Genomic DNA, 22,318 nt, shown 5'->3' with positions numbered 1-22,318 from the left:
GGCCTCCGATCCCGAAATGGGAGGTAGTTCAATGCTGGACCTGCTCCGAAGCACCCGTCTGTGCGTGCTCGCCGCAACAACCCGAAGAAGGACTTCGGTCTCTGCCGTCTGAGGGGCGTGAGGGCGCTACGCCTGAGTGGCCTCTGCTTCCGGATGTGAATGCGTCGGCGATGCTCGAGGTTGCTCGCGATCGTGTCGCGTCACTCCAGGTGGAGTTGGAGGTGAGGACGATGGTCGCGCGAAGGGCGGCTGCGGCGCGATCTGAACAAGAATGAACTGCTGGTGGCCAGTTGCAGTTGCAGATTGAGCAGGCCACTGATGCAGAGAAGGCGTTGTGGGCGGATCTGTGGTCGACGCCTCAGGCGGTGATCTGGGAAGAGTCCCATACGCATCGTGAGGTTGCGCAATATGTGCGGTGGAAGGTTCGTGCCGAGCAGGGCGACCTGAAGGCTGCTGCGGAGGCGCGGCAGTTGTCTGACCGTCTCGGGTTGAATCCGCTGGCGCTGATGCGTCTGCGGCCGAGGTTGAGCATGTCGACGAGGTGGAGAACCGTGGCAAGCGCCGGCGGGAAACGTCGGTGCCGCAGCGGAAGAATCCTCCGAAGGATGATCCGCGCTCGAGTCTCTACGCCGTGTGACCCGTGCTGCTGGTCGTTCCGGGTCCAGACCCGGAACCCTGGCCAACCCTGGGGCCGCAGATATGCGATCTGATCGAGGATCGTGCGATCTATGGCCGGGTTCGTTGCAGGGGAGCCGTACGAGATTGACCGGAGTTTCGGGCGTTCATCCATCGTGCTTTCGAGGTGTTCCGAAAGGTCATCCTTGGGAGGGACGTCGTCGGTTCAAACGGGTTGGACTGTCAGTCCGCAAGGGGTTGGCGAAGACAGAGAAGCAGGCGCTCCTAGCGTTCTGTGAGCTTCATCCGGAGGGCCGACCCGGTTTGACGGTGGGATGCCTCGGGGAATCCGGTGGGTAGGCCGGTGAACTCGCCGTACATTCCGATGTTGGCGGTGTCGGTGGAGCAGGTTGAGGAACTTGCTTACGGCGCTTTGAAGTACATCGTCGAAGAAGGCCTGATGCGGACCTGTTCGATTCGACGTTGGATCGGATTGTGCGGCTGAATGATCACGGTCGTGCTGACGGCAAAGCGGTCGCATTGTCGAACAACCCAGGGTCTCGTGACGGCGCTCGTACGACGATGAACTGTTTCGATGAGCCGCACCGGCTGTATTTGCCGCGGCAGTTGAAGGCGCACCAGACGATGGATGCGAACCTGCCGAAACGTCCGCTGGATGATCCGTGGTCGTTGTATGTGGGACTGCCGGTCAACCCGGTCAGGGTTCGGTGGCTGAAGAGATTCACATCGAGGCCACGCAGATCGCTGAAGGCAAAATTCAGCGTCCGGACTTGTTCTATCTGTATCGCACGGATGACGATCCCGAACGGATCTGTCGGATAAGGACGAGCGGATTCGGGCGATCGCTGAGGCGACCGGCCCGATCGGCGAGTTCGGTCCGGGCCAGTTCGACGAGATCGCTTCGAAGTGGGATCGCCCTGGCGCCGATGGCCGTATCTCGAGCGGGTGTGGTTGAACCGGTGGAAACGTCAGGGCGACCAGGCGTTTGACATGAAGAAGATCAAACCGGGTTTGTGCCGCTCAGGGGAGCGCATCCCTAAGGGCGGGTTCATCACTCTCGGTTTCGATGGCGCCCGGTTCCGTGACGCTACCGCGTTGGTGGCGACGAGCATCGACACCGGGTTGCAGGAGTTGCTGGGGTTGTGGAACGCCCGACGATGACGACCTAGAAGACGACGGTTGGGAAGTCAACGAAGCTGAGGTGACCGCCGCCGTCGAGGACGCCATGACCCGGTATGCGGTGTGGAAGATGTACGCCGACCCCCACACTGGACCGAAACGGTCGGCTCGTGGGCTGCGAAATGGCCTGACCGGGTGGAGGAGTGGTGGACCGCCGAGTGAAGCCGATGGCGTACACGCTGCGCGAGTATCGGGAAGCCATCGACTCGGGTCGATCACATTCGGTGGCGAACACAGCCACGAGGACTTTGTCAGGCACTCGGAAACGCGGGCCGCAAGGAACTGAAGATCGTGGACGACGAGGGAAACCCTTGGATGTCCTCCAGAAGCAAGATGGTCGGGCTGACCTCAAGTTTGATGCCGCGATGGCGTCGGTGCTGTCGTGGAAAGCCTGTCTGGACGCACGCAAGTCAGGGCTCGACCGCCAAGGCCGGTCGGAATGCCACGTCGCATCTACTGAGAGGGTGGTGCATGATTCCGGTGACGCCGGCCGAATGGCTCCCGTCCTCACAGCCGTTTGGATGCTGCGCAGCCGCGAATCAGTCTGCTGCGTCGCTACGTTGACGGCGACGCCCGCTCCTGAGATGGGTAAGAATGTGCGGGCGTCGTGGCAGCGTTTTCAGCGGCAGTCGCGCGTCAACCTGGCGACGAAGATCTCGTCATCCTTGGCGGAGCGGCTGATCCCAACGGTATTGATGTTGGCTCCAACACCGACAGTGATGTGGTGGCTGCGGCGCAAAGGATCTGGCGCGATAACCGCATCAAAGGTGTGGTCGCTAAGGAAGCCACCCATCACATGCTGAATTACGCCACCAGCTACATGACTGCATGGGTCGGGACAATGGGCACGCCGTCATCACGGCGGACTCACCGGAAATGATGTACGCGGCGACTGACCGTTGCAGCCGTGGAAGGCGCGCGCCGCGATCCGTTGGTGGCGTGACTCGGATGCGGAAACAGACTTTGCGATCGTGTGGTGTCAGATCGGCTGGCAGCTGTTCAGCCGTTCGGTGTGGGTAAACCCTGCCGAGGTGGTGGAGCGGCGCATCCGCAACAACCGTGCCAGTTCGGATCAGTGGGATGCGGCGACAGAGTTCGTCATCACCGGCGAGGGGCCGCCGGTGGTGGTGTTGAACAACCCGCTCGGAATGGGTGAGTTCGAACCCCATCTCGACACCATCACCCGCATCAACGCGGGAATCCTCGAGCGTCGTGTGACATCAGCGATGCAGGCGTGGCGTCAGCGCGCCTCACGGGAGGTCTGCCACAGAAGGACGCGAAGGCAACGACATCGATTGGGCGTCGGTGTTCGAGCCGGCGCCTGGTGCGTTGTGGACATCCTGCTGGTATCGAGTTGTGGGAGTCCGATGCCACCGATATTAGGCCTCTTCTGGAGGGTGTGAAGGATGACTTGCGGGAGCTGTCGGAGATGTCGGCACCCCGTTCCCGCGCTGCTTCCGGTTCTCAGAATCAGTCGGCTACCGCTCTGCTGCGATGAAGGAAGCGTTGATCCTGAAGGCGCGTGACCGACTTGACGTGGTTGATACGGGCTTGTCGGCGATCATCTCGAAAGCTTTGCGTATCGAGGGTTTGAGACCGAGGAGACGATCTCCTTGTCGTGGGAACCGCGGATCACGTGTCGCTGTCGGAGAAGTATGACGCCGCGGTGAAGGCGAAGGGTGCGGGGAGTCATGGAAGTCGATTGCCCGCAACATTCTTGGCTACTCGCCGGAGCAGATCGAGCAGGATGCTTAGATCTGGCTGACGAGCAGCTGATGAGTTTCGTGGACAACGCGAATGCCCGAGTCTGATCGCCTTCTGATCGGCTACAACAGGCCGTTGCGGACGTCCGCGCGCGGGTGATGAACTACGCCAACGCAATCTGGGGTGGGCTTCCCGCGTTCCGTGATGCTCAGGCAGAGAGGCTGATTGCCCGACTGGTGCCGATGGTGACGGCGGGACAACTTCAAGTCGCGAATCTGACGTCCAGTTATATTGCCCGTGCTGTATCAGGTGGAGTTCCGCTTCCAGTGGATCGAGACGGGGTTACCCGTGGCCGTGGGTGGACCCGAACTGTTGTACCGGAGGCCTTTTGAGCAGGTATGGGCCGACCTTTCCGAATCCGCACCGCTGGATGCGGCAGTCGCGGCCGGGCCACACGGTTGATGCATCTGGTGGCGACGGACATGCAGATGGCGAAGGTACGGCAGGCCGACGCGTCCCTCCAGGCTGCTGGAGTCAAGGCGTACCGGCGGGTGCTGAACGGCCCAAGAACTGTGCTCTCTGTGTCATCGCCTCTACTCAGCGCTATCACGTTGGTGACCTGTCGCCCATACACCCTGGATGTGACTGTTCGGTCGCTCCGTGAAGTCGGATTGGAACGGCGACCGGGTGATCGATCCGGATCTACTCGAGGACACACACAAGCAGGTGCGGGAACTTACCGGCGCCGACAATCGCGCCGCCACGACTACCAGAAACTTCTCCTGGTCCGCGACCACGGAGAGATCGGCCCGTCCTCACATGGCGGGACCAGAACTTCAAAGCCGCCTAGAGCTTCCTCGCACACCAGTGCGGGATTTTGAGCGCCGCAACGGCGCACCATCCGACGAAACGTCAGGAGCAACATGCCGAGGAAACTGCTGCCGCCGAAACGGTTGACCAGCAAGACGACCGACCGCCGAGGTTGAGACCACCGACAGTGAGCCACGCTCAGTGTGGAGGATCTCATCGCTGAACGCGACAAGTGGAAGTCGCTGTCTCGCGAGAACGAGAAGGCCGGAAGGCGAACGCCGACAAGGCCGCAAGTACGACGAACTGCTGGCGCAGAAGGAACGCGACGAGCAGACCTGGCAGAGCGGGCCGAAAAGGCCGAAGCTGCCCTCGCTGCAAACACGAAGCAGCGGGAACGCGACAACCTCGCCAAGAAGATCGTGGAAGGCACCGATGTGCCGCGGATCTACTCGTCGGTGACACCGAGGAGGAGATGCGCGCCATCTCGACCGCCTGCAATCGTTCCGCGGACCAAGCAGACCGTACCGCCCGCTGCCCGGCATCGGTGGTTGCCAATGCCGATGCGGCGCCGGCGAACAAGGTGCAGCAGCTCACTCAGGCAGACCTGAAGAACATGTCCCAGCCAGATTCGCGACGCTGACGCCAAAGGCCAGCTCGACGAACTCAAGGCATCCGAAAGTAAGGAGCCATCATGGCCATCACCCATTTCATTCCGAACTGTGGGCGGCGAACATCACCCAGGCGTGGGACGCCGAGAAGGTGTTCGCCGCTCTGCTCGACCGCCAGTACGAAGGCGTCGCGACAAAGGGCAACACCGTCCACATCCCGGTGTCGTCGCACCCGCGATCAAGGACTACAAGGCCAACAACCGCACCACGTCGGCTGACGCCATCACCGACACCGGCGTCGACCTCCTGATCGACCAGGAGAAGAACTTCGACTTCAAGGTCGACGACATCGACGCCGCCAGTCTGCGGGCAGCCTGGCCCGTACACCGACGCCGCCGGAAAGGCGCTCGTCGATGACGCGGACAAGTTCATCGCCACCATGCTCGCCGCCGGAGCCACCAACCTGTCGGGCTCCGCTCCGGACACCGGGAACAAGGCATTCGACCTCGTCAAGGCTGCTCGTGTGGCCCTGAACAAGAAGAACGCCCCGCTCCGGCCGAGTTCTCGTGTGCAACGCCGACTTCGAAGGTCTGCTCCTCGGCGCGGATTCGAAGCTCACCAGCTTCGATGTGTCCGGCGACAACAACGGCCTCCGCAACGGCACCATCGGCTCCTCCTCGGGTTCCGTGTGCTGTCGTCGAACAACCTGCCAACAACTCCACCCCGGCTTCGTGGCGTTCCACCCGGAGGCCGCGGCCTACGTGTCGCAGCTCGATAAGGTGGAGGCCTGCGCGCCGACAACAGCTTCGCCGACCGGCTGCGCGGCCTGCACGTGTACGGCGGCAAGGTTGTCCGTCCGGACGGCGTCGTCAAGTTCGGAATGACTTCGGGTAGCTGATCCAGGTGTCTCTTCCTCCCTTGCTGTTCGTGACGACGTGATCGCCGTGGCGCAAAGGGACCTGACCGAACCTGAGCACGCGTCGGTGTATCAACTGTTGGATGCGGCATCGGACCAGTTCCGTGCCGCATCCCAACAGCAGTTCACCCCGGCGAGTCGACGGTGCGGTTGAAGGTGAATGGTGGGCGGGTCCGTCTGGACCAGTTGCCAGTCACAGGGGTGACGTCTGTGACCGATGACGCGGGAAACTCTGTGGACTACACCCGAAATGGGATGTGGTTGACCGTCGGATGTGATTCTTCACGGTTCCTCACTGTCACATACTCGCATGGCGGAGAAGTGCCGCCGCGTGTGAAGAATGCGGTCGCCGAAATGGTGATCCGCGCTCTTGTGACGCCGGAGGAAGTGATGGCCGGAGCCCGGTCGCTGACCGACTCCGCAGGTCCGATCTCGCAGACCACTGCATGGTCGGTCCGAGCGCCGAACTCGGGTTTGCAGATGTCCGAGTCGGACCTGAAGTTGGCGGCATCGTTTCGCTGGCAGGGAGGGCAAGTCATTGTCCAGGCACCGTAGGGGAATACCCGCCGTCTTCGACGTAGAACACCTGCCGTTCAACGGAACCGGCGCCGACGACTACGGCAACGATGTCGAGTCCTGGGGCGAACCGGACCCGCGGAAGTTCGTGACGTTCATCGACCCACAAAGCGATGAACTAGATCTCCCGGGGCACATCCGGGACTCCGTTGACGTGGGAATCATCGTCCTCCCCGATTTCGGTCCGGTGTCACCACGTGACAGGGAAGTCATCGACGGAACTGTCTATGACGTTGTCGGCCAACCCAAGGACTACACCAGGATTCCGTCTCTCACGGGCGGCGGTTGCTACGTCGTAACTCTGAAGGTGGTGAAGTCGTCGTGAGAATCGAGTGGAATCAGAAGGCGTTCAAGGACGTCCGATACGGTCGGACGTCCGACATCATCAGCGAGCTCGAGGGTCATGCTGAGCGCATTGCTGACGATGCGAGCGCTATGGGCGAGGGCACGTACGCGGTGGGTTCACGGGCAGGCATGGCACGTCCCCAGGGCCGTTGGCGTGCCTCTGTCGTCACCGCCGACTACAAGGCGCAACGCGACAATGCCCGCAACAACACGATCCTCAGGGCTCTCGGATAACTGATGTCGACACCCACGCTGGCGGCGCTCTCCATCTGCCGAGCGGCGCTGCCTGGAGTGAAGTTCTCCACGACCGTCTCAGAAGACCCTGCCCGATTCGGGAGGGTTTCTCGTATCGGCGGCCCACGGGATCGCTCACTGGATCGCGCTCGCATCCTTGTCGAACTGTACGGCTCAACCCCCAAGGGCAGCCCGGACACGGCGTGGACTGAGCAATCGATCGGAACCATCGCGGACGGATTCCAGGCTGCATCCTCGGGCGGCCCATGGGCAGGCCTGTGGGTAACCGACTGGGTCATGAACAGCCTGGCCGACTATCCCAACCCGGACTATGAAAAGCATTCCCGGTTCCAGTTCACCGGGACACTCTTCGTGCTCCGAACCTAAAGTCTCCTAACTGAATAACCCTTTCGCGGCTCCTGGTCACCTCGCCTGAAAGGGGCAAAACAATGGCAGTCGAACACTCTTACGTGGCGCAGTCGCTCGACGGCGGCGTCTACTGGCGGGCACCTCTGGGTACCACGCTTCCCACCGCTCCGGTCGAGTCGCCGGAAGACCTGAACGCCGCGTTCGAGGACCACGGAACCGCGGCGGTCGACGGCCTGTCGGTCGGCATCACCCGCACCTCGAACACCGTCAAGGACTTCGACGGTGGCGACTACGTCGATGTGCAGACCGAGTACGGCACCAGCTTCAAGATCAAGCTGCTCGACGTCGACCTGCCGTCGGTGAAGCGGACCGTCGCAGGTGACGACAACGTCACCCTCATCCCCGCTGCCGGCGGCAAGGGGCAGCGCTACCACGTCCGCCACAACTCGTCGCAGCTTCCGCTGTCGGCCCACGTGTTCGCCACGAAGTGCGGCAAGAAGTTCAAGACGTACGTCGTGGAGAAGGGCCGCGTCTCGGAGATCGCGGAGTGGAAGGACGAGTCGCAGGACGCGTCGGGCGTGGAGTTGACGATCCGAGCGTTCCGCAACTCCAACGGCGACTACGTCGACGAGTTCGGCGACGTGGACGGCATCGCCGCCACTTCGGGTAGCTGACCCGTCTTGCCCGGGGAGGTATCTAGCCTCCCCGGGCACACAATCTCGGCCTGGCGAAGGGGTGTCATGTTGTCCCTGACCAGGAGCCGCGTCCTTTTGCCAGGCCGGGGCTGCTCCTGGTTGAAGTTCTATCCCAATGTTGAAAGGTTCCTGGTCAAACCATGTCTGTTCCCGAAGGCTACGCAGTAGCCCCCTCGTCCGACGATCACCTGTTGAAGTTCGCCGTCCCCATCCCGGGCGCGATCCGGTACTGGTGTCGATGCCGCCGCGCAAGTGGATGGACCCCGCCGAGATCAAGAAGTACCAGGACTGGATCACCCCGTTCGGGAAGCGGATGTGAAGATCGCCGAATGGGCGAACAGCCTCAACAGCGCGGAGAAGACGCTGCCGCGCCCGGTCGACGCAGAGGAAACCCTGAAGGGTTTCGAGGAGAAGGAAGTCACCCTCCGGTGGCTCAAGCCGTACGTGTCGGCTGCCGAGTACAAGCTCCTGATGACGAAGATCCCTGAGGGCACCATCCAGTGGATCAAGAAGCAGCTCGAAGATCCTGACATCACAGTGGGGGAATCTTCGGCCTCCGCCGACTCCTAGACGAGCACGGGGAGGCCATCGAGTACGACCTGATTTCCCGCGGCCTCAGGTTGCGGGATCTCGGGAAGCCCTGGTTTTCATGGACTGACCTGCGGGCTATTGTCCGCAGGGCTCGCACAGACCACGCAATGGAGCTGTTCCGGGCATGGAATCCTGACACTTGGCTGTGGTCTGATCCGTCTGTGATGCTCTTGTCGGAGGTGGCGACGATCGTTTCCGACCTCCGATACATGCAGGCGTTGACCACGTTTAACGAAGTGCCTGAGATCTACTTCCCGGCCCGGTATGGGCCGCCTCGGGATGACGCTGCCGAAGCTACCGAGGGCGAAGGTCCCAGCGAGGCTGAGAAGGCTCGGGCGGTCGCGGCGTCGATGCGCTAGATATCACCGGACTTCACTAGTTCGCCGCCGAACTGTCCCGCAATCTGGCCTGCCATGACCGCGTTCTGGTCGAGGCTGATCAGCCAGGTTGGTCCCGTTACGTAGTAGTGGCGATCGCCAGTGATGTCTCCCGTGATGTCAGAGTGCTTTACCGATGCAGCGATTCCCTTCGAGGCGAGGTCTTCTGAGAACCACACACTCAGTCGAGCTTCGGCCGTTGGGGTTAGTGGGCACGATCCGTGCTCAGCCTTCGGCCCCGAGGTTGCGTCAGTAACCAGGCATGGGAAGCCGGCTGAAGTTAGTCCGGCCGCGAGTTGACTCACTGACGTGTACGCACCTGCGACTGCAGGGGCAGGTGCGGAGGCCGACGATGTCGCAGGAGCCTTACCGGCCTCGGGGCTTCGGTCGCTGCACCCAGAGGCGGCGAGGGCGAATGCGATTACTGGGATGGCAATGCATGCACGTTTCATCTCGACAGGATAAGCCGTCAGTGCGACGACCCGAGATAGAATGGAGCGACCCCGGAGGTGCTACCAACACCAGCCGGGGCCTAACCCACTCGCTTGAAGCACCAAGGAGGGGCTGCCGTGAAGGCTACCCGAACCCGACGTCCATGTCCGACATGTGGATCACCCATCGACCGAGGTCCCGGACAGCATGCGTACTGCTCCGACGAATGTCGCCCCATCTGCGAGCACCCCACATGCGACCGCCCTACGCGGGGCATGCAGACGGTGTGCGACTCGCACCGGGTTCAGCTTGATCGCCACGGCGAACTCCGGCCGGACACGTGGTCGAAGGAATGGGTGTGCGTCGTTTGCGGGGCAGGTGTCCCGAAGGGGTCGGGGCGCCGTAAGCACTGCTCGAGGGGCTGTCAGCAAACCGACTCTCGATACAACGGGCGTCGCCCAACGACGGCGAAATGTCGGCTATGCGGGCAGGACTTCTCCCTACAGCGGCGCACCGGGGCGAGGCTTCAGCGCACCGACACTCAGTGGTGCCGCACCTGCGGTAGAGAATCCCCGAAGCGCGCCGATATCTGAAGTACGGAATCACCCCGGAGGAGTACGCGGCCGCGATGAATCGGGGCTGCGACATCTGCGGCGAGCGCGTGGGGGCGCTACATATCGACCATGACCACAGCTGCTGCCCTCCACGGAGTAAGCAGTGGCGAACCTGCGGGCAGTGCGTCCGCGGATTCCTCTGCGGATCGTGCAACCGCGGATTGGGCCTACTGAAGGATGACCCGAACGTGCTGCGAAGCGCGATCGAGTACCTCGGTCGAAAGGCCTAGAAACAGCGCATACATACGGACTCAACGAACACCCCTAAGGCCATGAGCCTCTGGGGTGTTCGTCATTTCTGGCGGCAAGCAAAGGGGGTGGCAGCGTGGCCACGGAGCTAGGTGTTGCCTACATTTCCATCGTTCCAGAGACGAGCCGTATCGCTCCTGGCATCCGTAACGCGCTCAATGGTGCTGAACGCGGCGCTGGTGACACTGGGCGTCGCATGGGTCACACGATGTCCACCGCCCTCGGCACGGCGCTGGGGATTGGCGTGTCGAAGGCGGCGGGCGCAGCATCGAAGGTGCTGCAGGATGCCCTGTCGGCAGGCTACAACCGGATCACCACCCTGGAGAAGGCGGACATCCAGTTCCGCAATATGGGGCTGTCGGCCGGTGACACGAAGCGTCAGCTTGCCGATCTGAATGACATCGTCACCGGCACCTCGACTTCGCTGGCTGATGCAGCGGCGGCAGCAGCGATGCTGGGCGGTGCTGGCGTGGCGGCGGGCGACGACATGAACAACGCTGTGAAGGCGTTGGTGAACATCTCTGCGGCCTCTGGCGCCTCGGCGCAGGACATCGGCCTCGTGATGATGCAGATCAAGGCGTCGGGCAAGTTGATGGGCTCGGAGGCGTTGCAGCTGGCCCAGCGCGGCGTGCCGATCTATGACCTCATTGCGAAGTCGATCGGCAAGACGACTGCCGAGGTCCGCACCCTCGGCGAAGAGGGCAAGATCTCGTTCGACCAGGTCGTCACGGCGATCAACCAGGGCACCGGCAACCTCGCGAAGGAGATGGGCGAGACCCTTCCCGCGAAGCTCGCCAACTTCCGGACCGCGATGGGCCGCCTGTCGGCTGCGGGCATGGAGCCGTTCCTTCTCCGCGCCAAGGGCGGCGTTGTCGGCCTGACCGAAGCAGTAAACGATCTCACCCCGAAGATGAAGGATTTCGCGCTCGCCGCGGACGCCAAGATCTTCGACCAGTGGGTGCCGCAGCTCAAGGGTCTGTATGCAACCCTCGAGGGCTCGGGAGCTCTTGATCGAGCGGCCGAAACCTTTACGGCGCTGTGGGATTCACTGATGGAACTCGGTCCTGCAGCGCGTACGATTGGGGCGGCACTCGCGGAAGCGTCTGCGTCGCTCGGCGTCGGCGGCTGGCAGGTGTTCCTGGCGACGGTCCAGACGGCGTCGGGGATTCTGCAAGGACTCGCCCCGGTGCTTCAGACTGTCGGCGATCTCATGGAGGCGCATCCGGGTTACGTCACCGCAGCGCTCGCGGCGTGGTTGGCGTTCCGAACCGTGCCCGCAATCCTGGGGCGCGTCACGACGGCGCTCGGCCCGATGCATACGGGAATCAGTCGTGTCGGAACGGCGTTCGGCGGTGTGCGTCCGGCAATCGGCAACTTCACCGACGCCTATCGGACCTCGCTTGGCTACATCCGGCAGGCGAACCCGCAGCTCTCGACGGCCGGCGCCCATATCCGCGTCCTTGGTGCCAACGCGGGAATGGCCGCTTCCGGCGGACTCAGCGCACTACGTGGGGCGGCCGGTGGACTGTCTGCGGCATTGGGCGGCCCTTTGAATATCGCGCTCATGGCTGGTGCCGCATATCTGATGATGGGCGCGCAGGCTCACGCCGATGCGACGCAGAAGGCGAAGGCTCAGTCGCAGGCGGTGAAGGAGCTTGCGGAGTCCCAGAGGCTGATGGGTGCCGCTTTCCGTGAGTCCCGCGGTGCCATGAACGATGACACCTGGGCCAAGGCTGCGGAACAGGTTGGGGCGTACCAGAAGACGCTGAGCACTGCCGCCGATCAGCACAAGTCGACGTGGGAACAGCTCAAAGAGGTCGGCGGCCTCTTCAAGATGGCATCCGGCTCGAACGAAGTGCTGAATGAGAACGCGAGCGAGCCATGGCGGCTGAAAAGGCGATCCGCGATCTCGGGATGTCCAACGAAGAAGTCGCCCGCTCTCTGTACGGCTCCGACGGACAGTGGAAGCTGCTTGGTGACCGACTTGCCGCCACTGGCGAGGGGCGGCATCATGGCGGCGGGCAGCTCTCAGATCCGAGAGCTGGCCGCCGCCATGATGCCGCCCTCGCCAGTGGCGGCAAGTCGGTCACCAAGCAGCTTCCACTGTCCGTCGGAGCCGTACAGAGAGCGGCGACTTCTTCGTTGGACATCCCGAGATCGCGGATCGCCTTTTCAGCCGCCATGGCTCGCTCGGCGTTCTCATTCAGCACTTCGTTCGAGCCGGATGCATCTTGAAGAGGCCGCCGACCTCTTTGAGCTGTTCCACGTCGACTTGTGCTGATCGGCGGCAGTGCTCAGCGTCTTCTGGTACGCCCCAACCTGTTCCGCAGCCTTGGCCCAGGTGTCATCGTTCATGCACCGCGGGACTCACGGAAAGCGGCACCCATCAGCCTCTGGGACTCCGCAAGCTCCTTCACCGCCTGCGACTGAGCCTTCGCCTTCTGCGTCGCATCGGCGTGAGCCTGCGCGCCCATCATCAGATATGCGGCACCAGCCATGAGCGCGATATTCAAAGGGCCGCCCAATGCCGCAGACAGTCCACCGGCCGCCCCACGTAGTGCGCTGAGTCCGCCGGAAGCGGCCATTCCCGCGTTGGCACCAAGGACGCGGATATGGGCGCCGGCCGTCGAGAGCTGCGGGTTCGCCTGCCGGATGTAGCCAAGCGAGGTCCGATAGGCGTCGGTGAAGTTGCCGATTGCCGGACGCACACCGCCGAACGCCGTTCCGACACGACTGATTCCCGTATGCATCGGGCCGAGCGCCGTCGTGACGCGCCCCAGGATTGCGGGCACGGTTCGGAACGCCAACCACGCCGCGAGCGCTGCGGTGACGTAACCCGGATGCGCCTCCATGAGATCGCCGACAGTCTGAAGCACCGGGGCGAGTCCTTGCAGAATCCCCGACGCCGTCTGGACCGTCGCCAGGAACACCTGCCAGCCGCCGACGCCGAGCGACGCAGACGCTTCCGCGAGTGCCGCCCCAATCGTACGCGCTGCAGGACCGAGTTCCATCAGTGAATCCCACAGCGCCGTAAAGGTTTCGGCCGCTCGATCAAGAGCTCCCGAGCCCTCGAGGGTTGCATACAGACCCTTGAGCTGCGGCACCCACTGGTCGAAGATCTTGGCGTCCGCGGCGAGCGCGAAATCCTTCATCTTCGGGGTGAGATCGTTTACTGCTTCGGTCAGGCCGACAACGCCGCCCTTGGCGCGGAGAAGGAACGGCTCCATGCCCGCAGCCGACAGGCGGCCCATCGCGGTCCGGAAGTTGGCGAGCTTCGCGGGAAGGGTCTCGCCCATCTCCTTCGCGAGGTTGCCGGTGCCCTGGTTGATCGCCGTGACGACCTGGTCGAACGAGATCTTGCCCTCTTCGCCGAGGGTGCGGACCTCGGCAGTCGTCTTGCCGATCGACTTCGCAATGAGGTCATAGATCGGCACGCCGCGCTGGGCCAGCTGCAACGCCTCCGAGCCCATCAACTTGCCCGACGCCTTGATCTGCATCATCACGAGGCCGATGTCCTGCGCCGAGGCGCCAGAGGCCGCAGAGATGTTCACCAACGCCTTCACAGCGTTGTTCATGTCGTCGCCCGCCGCCACGCCAGCACCGCCCAGCATCGCTGCTGCCGCCGCTGCATCAGCCAGCGAAGTCGAGGTGCCGGTGACGATGTCATTCAGATCGGCAAGCTGACGCTTCGTGTCACCGGCCGACAGCCCCATATTGCGGAACTGGATGTCCGCCTTCTCCAGGGTGGTGATCCGGTTGTAGCCTGCCGACAGGGCATCCTGCAGCACCTTCGATGCTGCGCCCGCCGCCTTCGACACGCCAATCCCCAGCGCCGTGCCGAGGGCGGTGGACATCGTGTGACCCATGCGACGCCCAGTGTCACCAGCGCCGCGTTCAGCACCATTGAGCGCGTTACGGATGCCAGGAGCGATACGGCTCGTCTCTGGAACGATGGAAATGTAGGCAACACCTAGCTCCGTGGCCACGCTGCCACCCCCTTTGCTTGCCGCCAGAAATGACGAACACCCCAGAGGCTCATGGCCTTAGGGGTGTTCGTTGAGTCCGTATGTATGCGCTGTTTCTAGGCCTTTCGACCGAGGTACTCGATCGCGCTTCGCAGCACGTTCGGGTCATCCTTCAGTAGGCCCAATCCGCGGTTGCACGATCCGCAGAGGAATCCGCGGACGCACTGCCCGCAGGTTCGCCACTGCTTACTCCGTGGAGGGCAGCAGCTGTGGTCATGGTCGATATGTAGCGCCCCCACGCGCTCGCCGCAGATGTCGCAGCCCCGATTCATCGCGGCCGCGTACTCCTCCGGGGTGATTCCGTACTTCAGATATCGGCGCGCTTCGGGGGATTCTCTACCGCAGGTGCGGCACCACTGAGTGTCGGTGCGCTGAAGCCTCGCCCCGGTGCGCCGCTGTAGGGAGAAGTCCTGCCCGCATAGCCGACATTTCGCCGTCGTTGGGCGACGCCCGTTGTATCGAGAGTCGGTTTGCTGACAGCCCCTCGAGCAGTGCTTACGGCGCCCCGACCCCTTCGGGACACCTGCCCCGCAAACGACGCACACCCATTCCTTCGACCACGTGTCCGGCCGGAGTTCGCCGTGGCGATCAAGCTGAACCCGGTGCGAGTCGCACACCGTCTGCATGCCCCGCGTAGGGCGGTCGCATGTGGGGTGCTCGCAGATGGGGCGACATTCGTCGGAGCAGTACGCATGCTGTCCGGGACCTCGGTCGATGGGTGATCCACATGTCGGACATGGACGTCGGGTTCGGGTAGCCTTCACGGCAGCCCCTCCTTGGTGCTTCAAGCGAGTGGGTTAGGCCCCGGCTGGTGTTGGTAGCACCTCCGGGGTCGCTCCATTCTATCTCGGGTCGTCGCACTGACGGCTTATCCTGTCGAGATGAAACGTGCATGCATTGCCATCCCAGTAATCGCATTCGCCCTCGCCGCCTCTGGGTGCAGCGACCGAAGCCCCGAGGCCGGTAAGGCTCCTGCGACATCGTCGGCCTCCGCACCTGCCCCTGCAGTCGCAGGTGCGTACACGTCAGTGAGTCAACTCGCGGCCGGACTAACTTCAGCCGGCTTCCCATGCCTGGTTACTGACGCAACCTCGGGGCCGAAGGCTGAGCACGGATCGTGCCCACTAACCCCAACGGCCGAAGCTCGACTGAGTGTGTGGTTCTCAGAAGACCTCGCCTCGAAGGGAATCGCTGCATCGGTAAAGCACTCTGACATCACGGGAGACATCACTGGCGATCGCCACTACTACGTAACGGGACCAACCTGGCTGATCAGCCTCGACCAGAACGCGGTCATGGCAGGCCAGATTGCGGGACAGTTCGGCGGCGAACTAGTGAAGTCCGGTGATATCTAGCGCATCGACGCCGCGACCGCCCGAGCCTTCTCAGCCTCGCTGGGACCTTCGCCCTCGGTAGCTTCGGCAGCGTCATCCCGAGGCGGCCCATACCGGGCCGGGAAGTAGATCTCAGGCACTTCGTTAAACGTGGTCAACGCCTGCATGTATCGGAGGTCGGAAACGATCGTCGCCACCTCCGACAAGAGCATCACAGACGGATCAGACCACAGCCAAGTGTCAGGATTCCATGCCCGGAACAGCTCCATTGCGTGGTCTGTGCGAGCCCTGCGGACAATAGCCCGCAGGTCAGTCCATGAAAACCAGGGCTTCCCGAGATCCCGCAACCTGAGGCCGCGGGAAATCAGGTCGTACTCGATGGCCTCCCCGTGCTCGTCTAGGAGTCGGCGGAGGCCGAAGATTCCCCCACTGTGATGTCAGGATCTTCGAGCTGCTTCTTGATCCACTGGATGGTGCCCTCAGGGATCTTCGTCATCAGGAGCTTGTACTCGGCAGCCGACACGTACGGCTTGAGCCACCGGAGGGTGACTTCCTTCTCCTCGAAACCCTTCAGGGTTTCCTCTGCGTCGACCGGGCGCGGCAGCGTCTTCTCCGCGCTGTTGAGGCTGTTCGCCCATTCGGCGATCTTCACATCCGCTTCCCCGAACGGGGTGATCCAGTCCTGGTACTTCTTGATCTCGGCGGGGTCCATCCACTTGCGCGGCGGCATCGACACCAGTACCGGATCGCGCCCGGGGATGGGACGGCGAACTTCAACAGGTGATCGTCGGACGAGGGGCTACTGCGTAGCCTTCGGGAACAGACATGGTTTGACCAGGAACCTTTCAACATTGGGATAGAACTTCAACCAGGAGCAGCCCCGGCCTGGCAAAAGGACGCGGCTCCTGGTCAGGGACAACATGACACCCCTTCGCCAGGCCGAGATTGTGTGCCCGGGAGGCTAGATACCTCCCCGGGCAAGACGGGTCAGCTACCCGAAGTGGCGGCGATGCCGTCCACGTCGCCGAACTCGTCGACGTAGTCGCCGTTGGAGTTGCGGAACGCTCGGATCGTCAACTCCACGCCCGACGCGTCCTGCGACTCGTCCTTCCACTCCGCGATCTCCGAGACGCGGCCCTTCTCCACGACGTACGTCTTGAACTTCTTGCCGCACTTCGTGGCGAACACGTGGGCCGACAGCGGAAGCTGCGACGAGTTGTGGCGGACGTGGTAGCGCTGCCCCTTGCCGCCGGCAGCGGGGATGAGGGTGACGTTGTCGTCACCTGCGACGGTCCGCTTCACCGACGGCAGGTCGACGTCGAGCAGCTTGATCTTGAAGCTGGTGCCGTACTCGGTCTGCACATCGACGTAGTCGCCACCGTCGAAGTCCTTGACGGTGTTCGAGGTGCGGGTGATGCCGACCGACAGGCCGTCGACCGCCGCGGTTCCGTGGTCCTCGAACGCGGCGTTCAGGTCTTCCGGCGACTCGACCGGAGCGGTGGGAAGCGTGGTACCCAGAGGTGCCCGCCAGTAGACGCCGCCGTCGAGCGACTGCGCCACGTAAGAGTGTTCGACTGCCATTGTTTTGCCCCTTTCAGGCGAGGTGACCAGGAGCCGCGAAAGGGTTATTCAGTTAGGAGACTTTAGGTTCGGAGCACGAAGAGTGTCCGGTGAACTGGAACGGGAATGCTTTTCATAGTCCGGGTTGGGATAGTCGGCCAGGCTGTTCATGACCCAGTCGGTTACCCACAGGCCTGCCCATGGCCGCCCGAGGATGCAGCCTGGAATCCGTCCGCGATGGTTCCGATCGATTGCTCAGTCCACGCCGTGTCCGGGCTGCCCTTGGGGGTTGAGCCGTACAGTTCGACAAGGATGCGAGCGCGATCCAGTGAGCGATCCCGTGGGCCGCCGATACGAGAAACCCTCCCGAATCGGGCAGGGTCTTCTGAGACGGTCGTGGAGAACTTCACTCCAGGCAGCGCCGCTCGGCAGATGGAGAGCGCCGCCAGCGTGGGTGTCGACATCAGTTATCCGAGAGCCCTGAGGATCGTGTTGTTGCGGGCATTGTCGCGTTGCGCCTTGTAGTCGGCGGTGACGACAGAGGCACGCCAACGGCCCTGGGGACGTGCCATGCCTGCCCGTGAACCCACCGCGTACGTGCCCTCGCCATAGCGCTCGCATCGTCAGCAATGCGCTCAGCATGACCCTCGAGCTCGCTGATGATGTCGGACGTCCGACCGTATCGGACGTCCTTGAACGCCTTCTGATTCCACTCGATTCTCACGACGACTTCACCACCTTCAGAGTTACGACGTAGCAACCGCCGCCCGTGAGAGACGGAATCCTGGTGTAGTCCTTGGGTTGGCCGACAACGTCATAGACAGTTCCGTCGATGACTTCCCTGTCACGTGGTGACACCGGACCGAAATCGGGGAGGACGATGATTCCCACGTCAACGGAGTCCCGGATGTGCCCCGGGAGATCTAGTTCATCGCTTTGTGGGTCGATGAACGTCACGAACTTCCGCGGTCCGGTTCGCCCCAGGACTCGACATCGTTGCCGTAGTCGTCGGCGCCGGTTCCGTTGAACGGCAGGTGTTCTACGTCGAAGACGGCGGGTATTCCCCTACGGTGCCTGGACAATGACTTGCCCTCCCTGCCAGCGAAACGATGCCGCCAACTTCAGGTCCGACTCGGACATCTGCAAACCCGAGTTCGGCGCTCGGACCGACCATGCAGTGGTCTGCGAGATCGGACCTGCGGAGTCGGTCAGCGACCGGGCTCCGGCCATCACTTCCTCCGGCGTCACAAGAGCGCGGATCACCATTTCGGCGACCGCATTCTTCACACGCGGCGGCACTTCTCCGCCATGCGAGTATGTGACAGTGAGGAACCGTGAAGAATCACATCCGACGGTCAACCACATCCCATTTCGGGTGTAGTCCACAGAGTTTCCCGCGTCATCGGTCACAGACGTCACCCCTGTGACTGGCAACTGGTCCAGACGGACCCGCCCACCATTCACCTTCAACCGCACCGTCGACTCGCCGGGGTGAACTGCTGTTGGGATGCGGCACGGAACTGGTCCGATGCCGCATCCAACAGTTGATACACCGACGCGTGCTCAGGTTCGGTCAGGTCCCTTTGCGCCACGGCGATCACGTCGTCACGAACAGCAAGGGAGGAAGAGACACCTGGATCAGCTACCCGAAGTCATTCCGAACTTGACGACGCCGTCCGGACGGACAACCTTGCCGCCGTACACGTGCAGGCCGCGCAGCCGGTCGGCGAAGCTGTTGTCGGCGCGCAGGGCCTCCACCTTATCGAGCTGCGACACGTAGGCCGCGGCCTCCGGGTGGAACGCCACGAAGCCGGGGTGGAGTTGTTGGGCAGGTTGTTCGACGACAGCACACGGAACCGAGGAGGGAGCCGATGGTGCCGTTGCGGAGGCCGTTGTTGTCGCCGGACACATCGAAGCTGGTGAGCTTCGAATCCGCGCCGAGGAGCAGACCTTCGAAGTCGGCGTTGCACACGAGAACTCGGCCGGAGGCGGGGCGTTCTTCTTGTTCAGGGCCACACGAGCAGCCTTGACGAGGTCGAATGCCTTGTTCCCGGTGTCCGGAGCGGAGCCCGACAGGTTGGTGGCTCCGGCGGCGAGCATGGTGGCGATGAACTTGTCCGCGTCATCGACGAGCGCCTTTCCGGCGGCGTCGGTGTACGGGGCCAGGCTGCCCGCAGACTGGGCGGCGTCGATGTCGTCGACCTTGAAGTCGAAGTTCTTCTCCTGGTCGATCAGGAGGTCGACGCCGGTGTCGGTGATGGCGTCAGCCGACGTGGTGCGGTTGTTGGCCTTGTAGTCCTTGATCGCGGGTGCGACGACACCGGGGATGTGGACGGTGTTGCCCTTTGTCGCGACGCCTTCGTACTGGCGGTCGAGCAGAGCGGCGAACACCTTCTCGGCGTCCCACGCCTGGGTGATGTTCGCCGCCACAGTTCGGAATGAAATGGTGATGGCCATGATGGCTCCTTACTTTCGGATGCCTTGAGTTCGTCGAGCTGGCCTTTGGCGTCAGCGTCGCGAATCTGGGCTGGGACATGTTCTTCAGGTCTGCCTGAGTGAGCTGCTGCACCTTGTTCGCCGGCGCCGCATCGGCATTGGCAACCACCGATGCCGGGGCAGCGGGCGGTACGGTCTGCTTGGGTCCGCGGAACGATTGCAGGCGGTCGAGATGGGCGCGCATCTCCTCCTCGGTGTCACCGACGAGTAGATCCGCGGGCACATCGGTGCCTTCCACGATCTTCTTGGCGAGGTTGTCGCGTTCCCGCTGCTTCGTGTTTGCAGCGAGGGCAGCTTCGGCCTTTTCGGCCGCTCCTGCCAGGTCTGCTCGTCGCGTTCCTTCTGCGCCAGCAGTTCGTCGTACTTGCGGGCCTTGTCGGCGTTCGCCTTCCGGCCCTTCTCGTTCTCGCGAGACAGCGACTTCCACTTGTCGCGTTCAGCGATGAGATCCTCCACACTGAGCGTGGGCTCACTGTCGGTGGTCTCAACCTCGGCGGTCGGGTCGTCTTGCTGGTCAACCGTTTCGGCGGCAGCAGTTTCCTCGGGCATGTTGCTCCTGACGTTTCGTCGGATGGTGCGCCGTTGCGGCGCTCAAAATCCCGCACTGGTGTGCGAGGAAGCTCTAGGCGGCTTTGAAGTTCTGGTCCGCCATGTGAGGACGGGCCGATCTCTCCGTGGTCGCGGACCAGGAGAAGTTTCTGGTAGTCGTGGGCGGCGCGATTGTCGGCGCCGGTAAGTTCCCGCACCTGCTTGTGTGTGTCCTCGAGTAGATCCGGATCGATCACCCGGTCGCCGTTCCAATCCGACTTCACGGGAGCGACCGAACAGTCACATCCAGGGTGTATGGGCGACAGGTCACCAACGTGATAGCGCTGAGTAGAGGCGATGACACAGAGAGCACAGTTCTTGGGCCGTTCAGCACCCGCCGGTACGCCTTGACTCCAGCAGCTGGAGGGACGCGTCGGCCTGCCGTACCTTCGCCATCTGCATGTCCGTCGCCACCAGATGCATCAACCGTGTGGCCCGGCGCGACTGCCGCATCCAGCGGTGCGGATTCGGAAAGGTCGGCCCATACCTGCTCAAAAGGCTCCGGTACAACAGTTCGGGGTCCACCCACGGCCACGGGTAACCCGTCTCGATCCACTGGAAGCGGAACTCCACCTGATACAGCACGGGCAATATAACTGGACGTCAGATTCGCGACTTGAAGTTGTCCGCCGTCACCATCGGCACCAGTCGGCAATCAGCCTCTCTGCCTGAGCATCACGGAACGCGGGAAGCCCACCCAGATTGCGTTGGCGTAGTTCATCACCCGCGCGCGGACGTCCGCAACGGCCTGTTGGTAGCCGATCAGAAGCGATCAGACTCGGCATTCGCGTTGTCCACGAAACTCATCAGCTGCTCGTCAGCCAGATCTAAGGCATCCTGCTCGATCTGCTCGGCGAGTAGCCAAGAATGTTGCGGGCAATCGACTTCCATGACTCCCCGCACCTTCGCCTTCACCGCGCGTCTACTTCTCCGACAGCGACACGTGATCCGGCGGTTCCACGACAAGGAGATCGTCTCTCGGTCTCAAACCCTCGATACGCAAAGCTTTCGAGATGATCGCCGACAAGCCCGTATCAACCACGTCAAGTCGGTCACGCGCCTTCAGGATCAACGCTTCTTCATCGCAGCAGAGCGGTAGCGACTGATTCTGAGAACCCGGAAGCAGCGCGGGAACGGGTGGCCGACATCTCGACAGCTCCGCAAGTCATCCTTCACACCCTCCAGAAGAGGCTAATATCGGTGGCATCGGACTCCCACAACTCGATACCAGCAGGATGTCCACAACGCACCAGGCGCGGCTCGAACACCGACGCCAATCGATGTCGTTGCCTTCGGCGTCCTTCTGTGGCAGACCTCCGTGAGGCGCGCTGACGCCACGCTGCATCGCTGATGTCACACGACGCTCGAGATTCCGCGTTGATGCGGGTGATGGTGTCGAGATGGGGTTCGAACTCACCCATCCGAGCGGGTTGTTCAACACCACCACCGGCGGCCCTCGCCGGTGATGACGAACTCTGTCGCCGCATCCACTGATCCGAACTGGCACGGTTGTTGCGGATGCGCCGCTCCACACCTCGGCAGGGTTTACCCACACCGAACGGCTGAACAGCTGCCAGCCGATCTGACACCACACGATCGCAAAGTCTGTTTCCGCATCGAGTCACGCCACCAACGGATCGCGGCGCGCGCCTTCACGGCTGCAACGGTCAGTCGCCGGTACATCATTTCCGTGAGTCGCCGTGATGACGGCGTGCCATTGTCCCCGACCCATGCAGTCATGTAGCTGGTGGCGTAATTCAGCATGTGATGGGTGGCTTCCTTAGCGACCACACTTTGATGCGGTTATCGCGCCAGATCCTTTGCGCGCAGCCACACATCACTGTCGGTGTTGGAGCCAACATCAATACCGTTGGGGATCAGCCGCTCGCCAAGGATGACGAGATCTTCGTCGCCAGGTTGACGCGCGACTGCCGCTGAAAACGCTGCCACGACGCCCGCACATCTTACCCATCTCAGGGA

26 protein-coding genes are annotated in these 22,318 nt (G+C 62.7%); 15 read left to right on the top strand and 11 right to left on the bottom strand.

The annotated features are described in order from the left end of the window. Positions 1–1,626 precede the first annotated feature (1,626 nt). From BLU62_RS33730 to BLU62_RS05010, 12 genes are all read left to right on the top strand, one after another. The gene (locus tag BLU62_RS33730; RefSeq protein WP_244278071.1) at positions 1,627–1,797 is read left to right on the top strand and encodes a hypothetical protein; all 171 of its coding nucleotides are present in this window, start codon (positions 1,627–1,629) and stop codon (positions 1,795–1,797) included. A gap of 625 nt (positions 1,798–2,422) precedes the next feature. Beyond that, on the top strand, positions 2,423–2,695 hold the full coding sequence (locus BLU62_RS33205) for a hypothetical protein (protein WP_208863601.1): 273 nt from the start codon (positions 2,423–2,425) through the stop codon (positions 2,693–2,695). A gap of 19 nt (positions 2,696–2,714) precedes the next feature. Beyond that, complete coding sequence (locus BLU62_RS33200) at positions 2,715–3,218, top strand: hypothetical protein (protein WP_208863600.1); 504 nt, start codon at positions 2,715–2,717, stop codon at positions 3,216–3,218. A 1,583-nt stretch (positions 3,219–4,801) separates the two neighbouring features. After that, complete coding sequence (locus BLU62_RS32850; protein WP_159441544.1) at positions 4,802–4,969, top strand: hypothetical protein; 168 nt, start codon at positions 4,802–4,804, stop codon at positions 4,967–4,969. 103 nt (positions 4,970–5,072) lie between these two features. Beyond that, on the top strand, positions 5,073–5,354 hold the full coding sequence (locus tag BLU62_RS33725) for a hypothetical protein (protein WP_244278070.1): 282 nt from the start codon (positions 5,073–5,075) through the stop codon (positions 5,352–5,354). 149 nt (positions 5,355–5,503) lie between these two features. Next, a complete protein-coding gene (locus BLU62_RS33720) occupies positions 5,504–5,821 on the top strand; it encodes a hypothetical protein (protein ID WP_244277998.1) in 318 nt (105 codons plus the stop codon). 242 nt (positions 5,822–6,063) lie between these two features. Further along, positions 6,064–6,408, top strand: coding sequence for a hypothetical protein (locus BLU62_RS05030; protein ID WP_139180003.1), 345 nt, complete (start codon positions 6,064–6,066; stop codon positions 6,406–6,408). Continuing rightward, complete coding sequence (locus BLU62_RS05025) at positions 6,392–6,754, top strand: hypothetical protein (protein WP_074848204.1); 363 nt, start codon at positions 6,392–6,394, stop codon at positions 6,752–6,754. Before BLU62_RS05030 ends, BLU62_RS05025 begins: the two co-directional genes overlap by 17 nt. Beyond that, on the top strand, positions 6,751–7,008 hold the full coding sequence (locus BLU62_RS05020) for a hypothetical protein (RefSeq protein ID WP_074847893.1): 258 nt from the start codon (positions 6,751–6,753) through the stop codon (positions 7,006–7,008). The genes BLU62_RS05025 and BLU62_RS05020 overlap by 4 nt, the downstream gene beginning before the upstream one ends. A gap of 3 nt (positions 7,009–7,011) precedes the next feature. Further along, positions 7,012–7,395, top strand: coding sequence for a hypothetical protein (locus BLU62_RS32435; RefSeq protein ID WP_139179903.1), 384 nt, complete (start codon positions 7,012–7,014; stop codon positions 7,393–7,395). Between the two features lie 62 nt (positions 7,396–7,457). Further along, entirely contained in the window at positions 7,458–8,051 is a 594-nt protein-coding gene (locus tag BLU62_RS05015) for a hypothetical protein (RefSeq protein WP_139179902.1), read from the top strand. Positions 8,052–8,387: 336 nt separating this feature from the next. Then, entirely contained in the window at positions 8,388–8,642 is a 255-nt protein-coding gene (locus BLU62_RS05010) for a hypothetical protein (RefSeq protein ID WP_074848461.1), read from the top strand. A 376-nt stretch (positions 8,643–9,018) separates the two neighbouring features. Here the strand turns inward: BLU62_RS05010 and BLU62_RS05000 are convergent, their stop codons facing one another. Beyond that, the gene (locus BLU62_RS05000; protein ID WP_074847866.1) at positions 9,019–9,219 is read right to left on the bottom strand and encodes a hypothetical protein; all 201 of its coding nucleotides are present in this window, start codon (positions 9,217–9,219) and stop codon (positions 9,019–9,021) included. An 821-nt stretch (positions 9,220–10,040) separates the two neighbouring features. Here BLU62_RS05000 and BLU62_RS34870 point away from each other — a divergent pair. Together BLU62_RS34870 and BLU62_RS04990 are read left to right on the top strand one after the other, a co-directional pair. Beyond that, entirely contained in the window at positions 10,041–10,316 is a 276-nt protein-coding gene (locus BLU62_RS34870; RefSeq protein ID WP_099047824.1) for an endonuclease domain-containing protein, read from the top strand. 227 nt (positions 10,317–10,543) lie between these two features. Further along, positions 10,544–12,616, top strand: coding sequence for a tape measure protein (locus tag BLU62_RS04990; RefSeq protein ID WP_159441543.1), 2,073 nt, complete (start codon positions 10,544–10,546; stop codon positions 12,614–12,616). Positions 12,617–12,686: 70 nt separating this feature from the next. Here BLU62_RS04990 and BLU62_RS04985 read toward each other — a convergent pair whose 3' ends face one another. Continuing rightward, positions 12,687–14,189: a tape measure protein gene (locus tag BLU62_RS04985; RefSeq protein WP_159441542.1), complete on the bottom strand. Its 1,503-nt coding sequence runs from the start codon at positions 14,187–14,189 to the stop codon at positions 12,687–12,689. Positions 14,190–14,416: 227 nt separating this feature from the next. Beyond that, the gene (locus BLU62_RS34865; RefSeq protein ID WP_099047818.1) at positions 14,417–14,986 is read right to left on the bottom strand and encodes an endonuclease domain-containing protein; all 570 of its coding nucleotides are present in this window, start codon (positions 14,984–14,986) and stop codon (positions 14,417–14,419) included. A 528-nt stretch (positions 14,987–15,514) separates the two neighbouring features. On the opposite strand from BLU62_RS34865, the gene BLU62_RS04975 reads away from it, so the two are divergent. Then, positions 15,515–15,715, top strand: a complete 201-nt coding sequence (locus tag BLU62_RS04975) for a hypothetical protein (protein ID WP_074847866.1) — start codon at positions 15,515–15,517, stop codon at positions 15,713–15,715. Between the two features lie 376 nt (positions 15,716–16,091). On the opposite strand, the gene BLU62_RS04965 is transcribed toward BLU62_RS04975, so the two are convergent. The 8 genes from BLU62_RS04965 to BLU62_RS34330 all read right to left on the bottom strand — a co-directional run bounded on the left by BLU62_RS04965 (position 16,092) and on the right by BLU62_RS34330 (position 21,229). Then, positions 16,092–16,424, bottom strand: coding sequence for a hypothetical protein (locus tag BLU62_RS04965; protein WP_139179982.1), 333 nt, complete (start codon positions 16,422–16,424; stop codon positions 16,092–16,094). Positions 16,425–16,681: 257 nt separating this feature from the next. Beyond that, positions 16,682–17,275, bottom strand: a complete 594-nt coding sequence (locus tag BLU62_RS04960; RefSeq protein WP_139179902.1) for a hypothetical protein — start codon at positions 17,273–17,275, stop codon at positions 16,682–16,684. Positions 17,276–17,974: 699 nt separating this feature from the next. After that, positions 17,975–18,211 (bottom strand): hypothetical protein, encoded by a 237-nt coding sequence (locus BLU62_RS04955; protein ID WP_074848217.1) that lies wholly within the window; start codon positions 18,209–18,211, stop codon positions 17,975–17,977. Continuing rightward, entirely contained in the window at positions 18,208–18,336 is a 129-nt protein-coding gene (locus BLU62_RS34335; RefSeq protein ID WP_280141514.1) for a hypothetical protein, read from the bottom strand. The genes BLU62_RS04955 and BLU62_RS34335 overlap by 4 nt, the downstream gene beginning before the upstream one ends. After that, a complete protein-coding gene (locus BLU62_RS04950) occupies positions 18,320–18,664 on the bottom strand; it encodes a hypothetical protein (RefSeq protein WP_139180003.1) in 345 nt (114 codons plus the stop codon). Before BLU62_RS04950 ends, BLU62_RS34335 begins: the two co-directional genes overlap by 17 nt. Positions 18,665–18,892: 228 nt before the next feature. Then, positions 18,893–19,711: a hypothetical protein gene (locus BLU62_RS04945; RefSeq protein ID WP_244278069.1), complete on the bottom strand. Its 819-nt coding sequence runs from the start codon at positions 19,709–19,711 to the stop codon at positions 18,893–18,895. Between the two features lie 84 nt (positions 19,712–19,795). Continuing rightward, entirely contained in the window at positions 19,796–20,299 is a 504-nt protein-coding gene (locus BLU62_RS04940; RefSeq protein ID WP_074848455.1) for a hypothetical protein, read from the bottom strand. A gap of 801 nt (positions 20,300–21,100) precedes the next feature. Then, entirely contained in the window at positions 21,101–21,229 is a 129-nt protein-coding gene (locus BLU62_RS34330; RefSeq protein WP_280141513.1) for a hypothetical protein, read from the bottom strand. Positions 21,230–22,318: the final 1,089 nt, after the last annotated feature.

The sequence above is a fragment of the Gordonia westfalica genome (assembly GCF_900105725.1).
Lineage (GTDB): Bacteria > Actinomycetota > Actinomycetes > Mycobacteriales > Mycobacteriaceae > Gordonia > Gordonia westfalica.
Note: the sequence above shows the minus strand (reverse complement) of the source record. Positions and strands in the feature narration are given on the sequence as shown.

What these genes read in the sequence shown, in the direction of transcription:
- BLU62_RS04965 (WP_139179982.1), bottom strand. Translation starts at nt 16,424, where the DNA reads ATGCCGCCGCGCAAGTGGATGGACCCCGCCGAGATCAAGAAGTACCAG.
- BLU62_RS04960 (WP_139179902.1), bottom strand. Translation starts at nt 17,275, where the DNA reads ATGGCAGTCGAACACTCTTACGTGGCGCAGTCGCTCGACGGCGGCGTC.
- BLU62_RS33730 (WP_244278071.1), top strand. Translation starts at nt 1,627, where the DNA reads ATGAAGAAGATCAAACCGGGTTTGTGCCGCTCAGGGGAGCGCATCCCT.
- BLU62_RS04945 (WP_244278069.1), bottom strand. Translation starts at nt 19,711, where the DNA reads ATGGCCATCACCATTTCATTCCGAACTGTGGCGGCGAACATCACCCAG.
- BLU62_RS32435 (WP_139179903.1), top strand. Translation starts at nt 7,012, where the DNA reads ATGTCGACACCCACGCTGGCGGCGCTCTCCATCTGCCGAGCGGCGCTG.
- BLU62_RS34330 (WP_280141513.1), bottom strand. Translation starts at nt 21,229, where the DNA reads ATGGAAGTCGATTGCCCGCAACATTCTTGGCTACTCGCCGAGCAGATC.
- BLU62_RS04940 (WP_074848455.1), bottom strand. Translation starts at nt 20,299, where the DNA reads ATGCCCGAGGAAACTGCTGCCGCCGAAACGGTTGACCAGCAAGACGAC.
- BLU62_RS05015 (WP_139179902.1), top strand. Translation starts at nt 7,458, where the DNA reads ATGGCAGTCGAACACTCTTACGTGGCGCAGTCGCTCGACGGCGGCGTC.
- BLU62_RS34865 (WP_099047818.1), bottom strand. Translation starts at nt 14,986, where the DNA reads ATGCAGACGGTGTGCGACTCGCACCGGGTTCAGCTTGATCGCCACGGC.
- BLU62_RS04990 (WP_159441543.1), top strand. Translation starts at nt 10,544, where the DNA reads ATGTCCACCGCCCTCGGCACGGCGCTGGGGATTGGCGTGTCGAAGGCG.
- BLU62_RS04985 (WP_159441542.1), bottom strand. Translation starts at nt 14,189, where the DNA reads ATGTCCACCGCCCTCGGCACGGCGCTGGGGATTGGCGTGTCGAAGGCG.
- BLU62_RS32850 (WP_159441544.1), top strand. Translation starts at nt 4,802, where the DNA reads ATGCGCGCCATCTCGACCGCCTGCAATCGTTCCGCGGACCAAGCAGAC.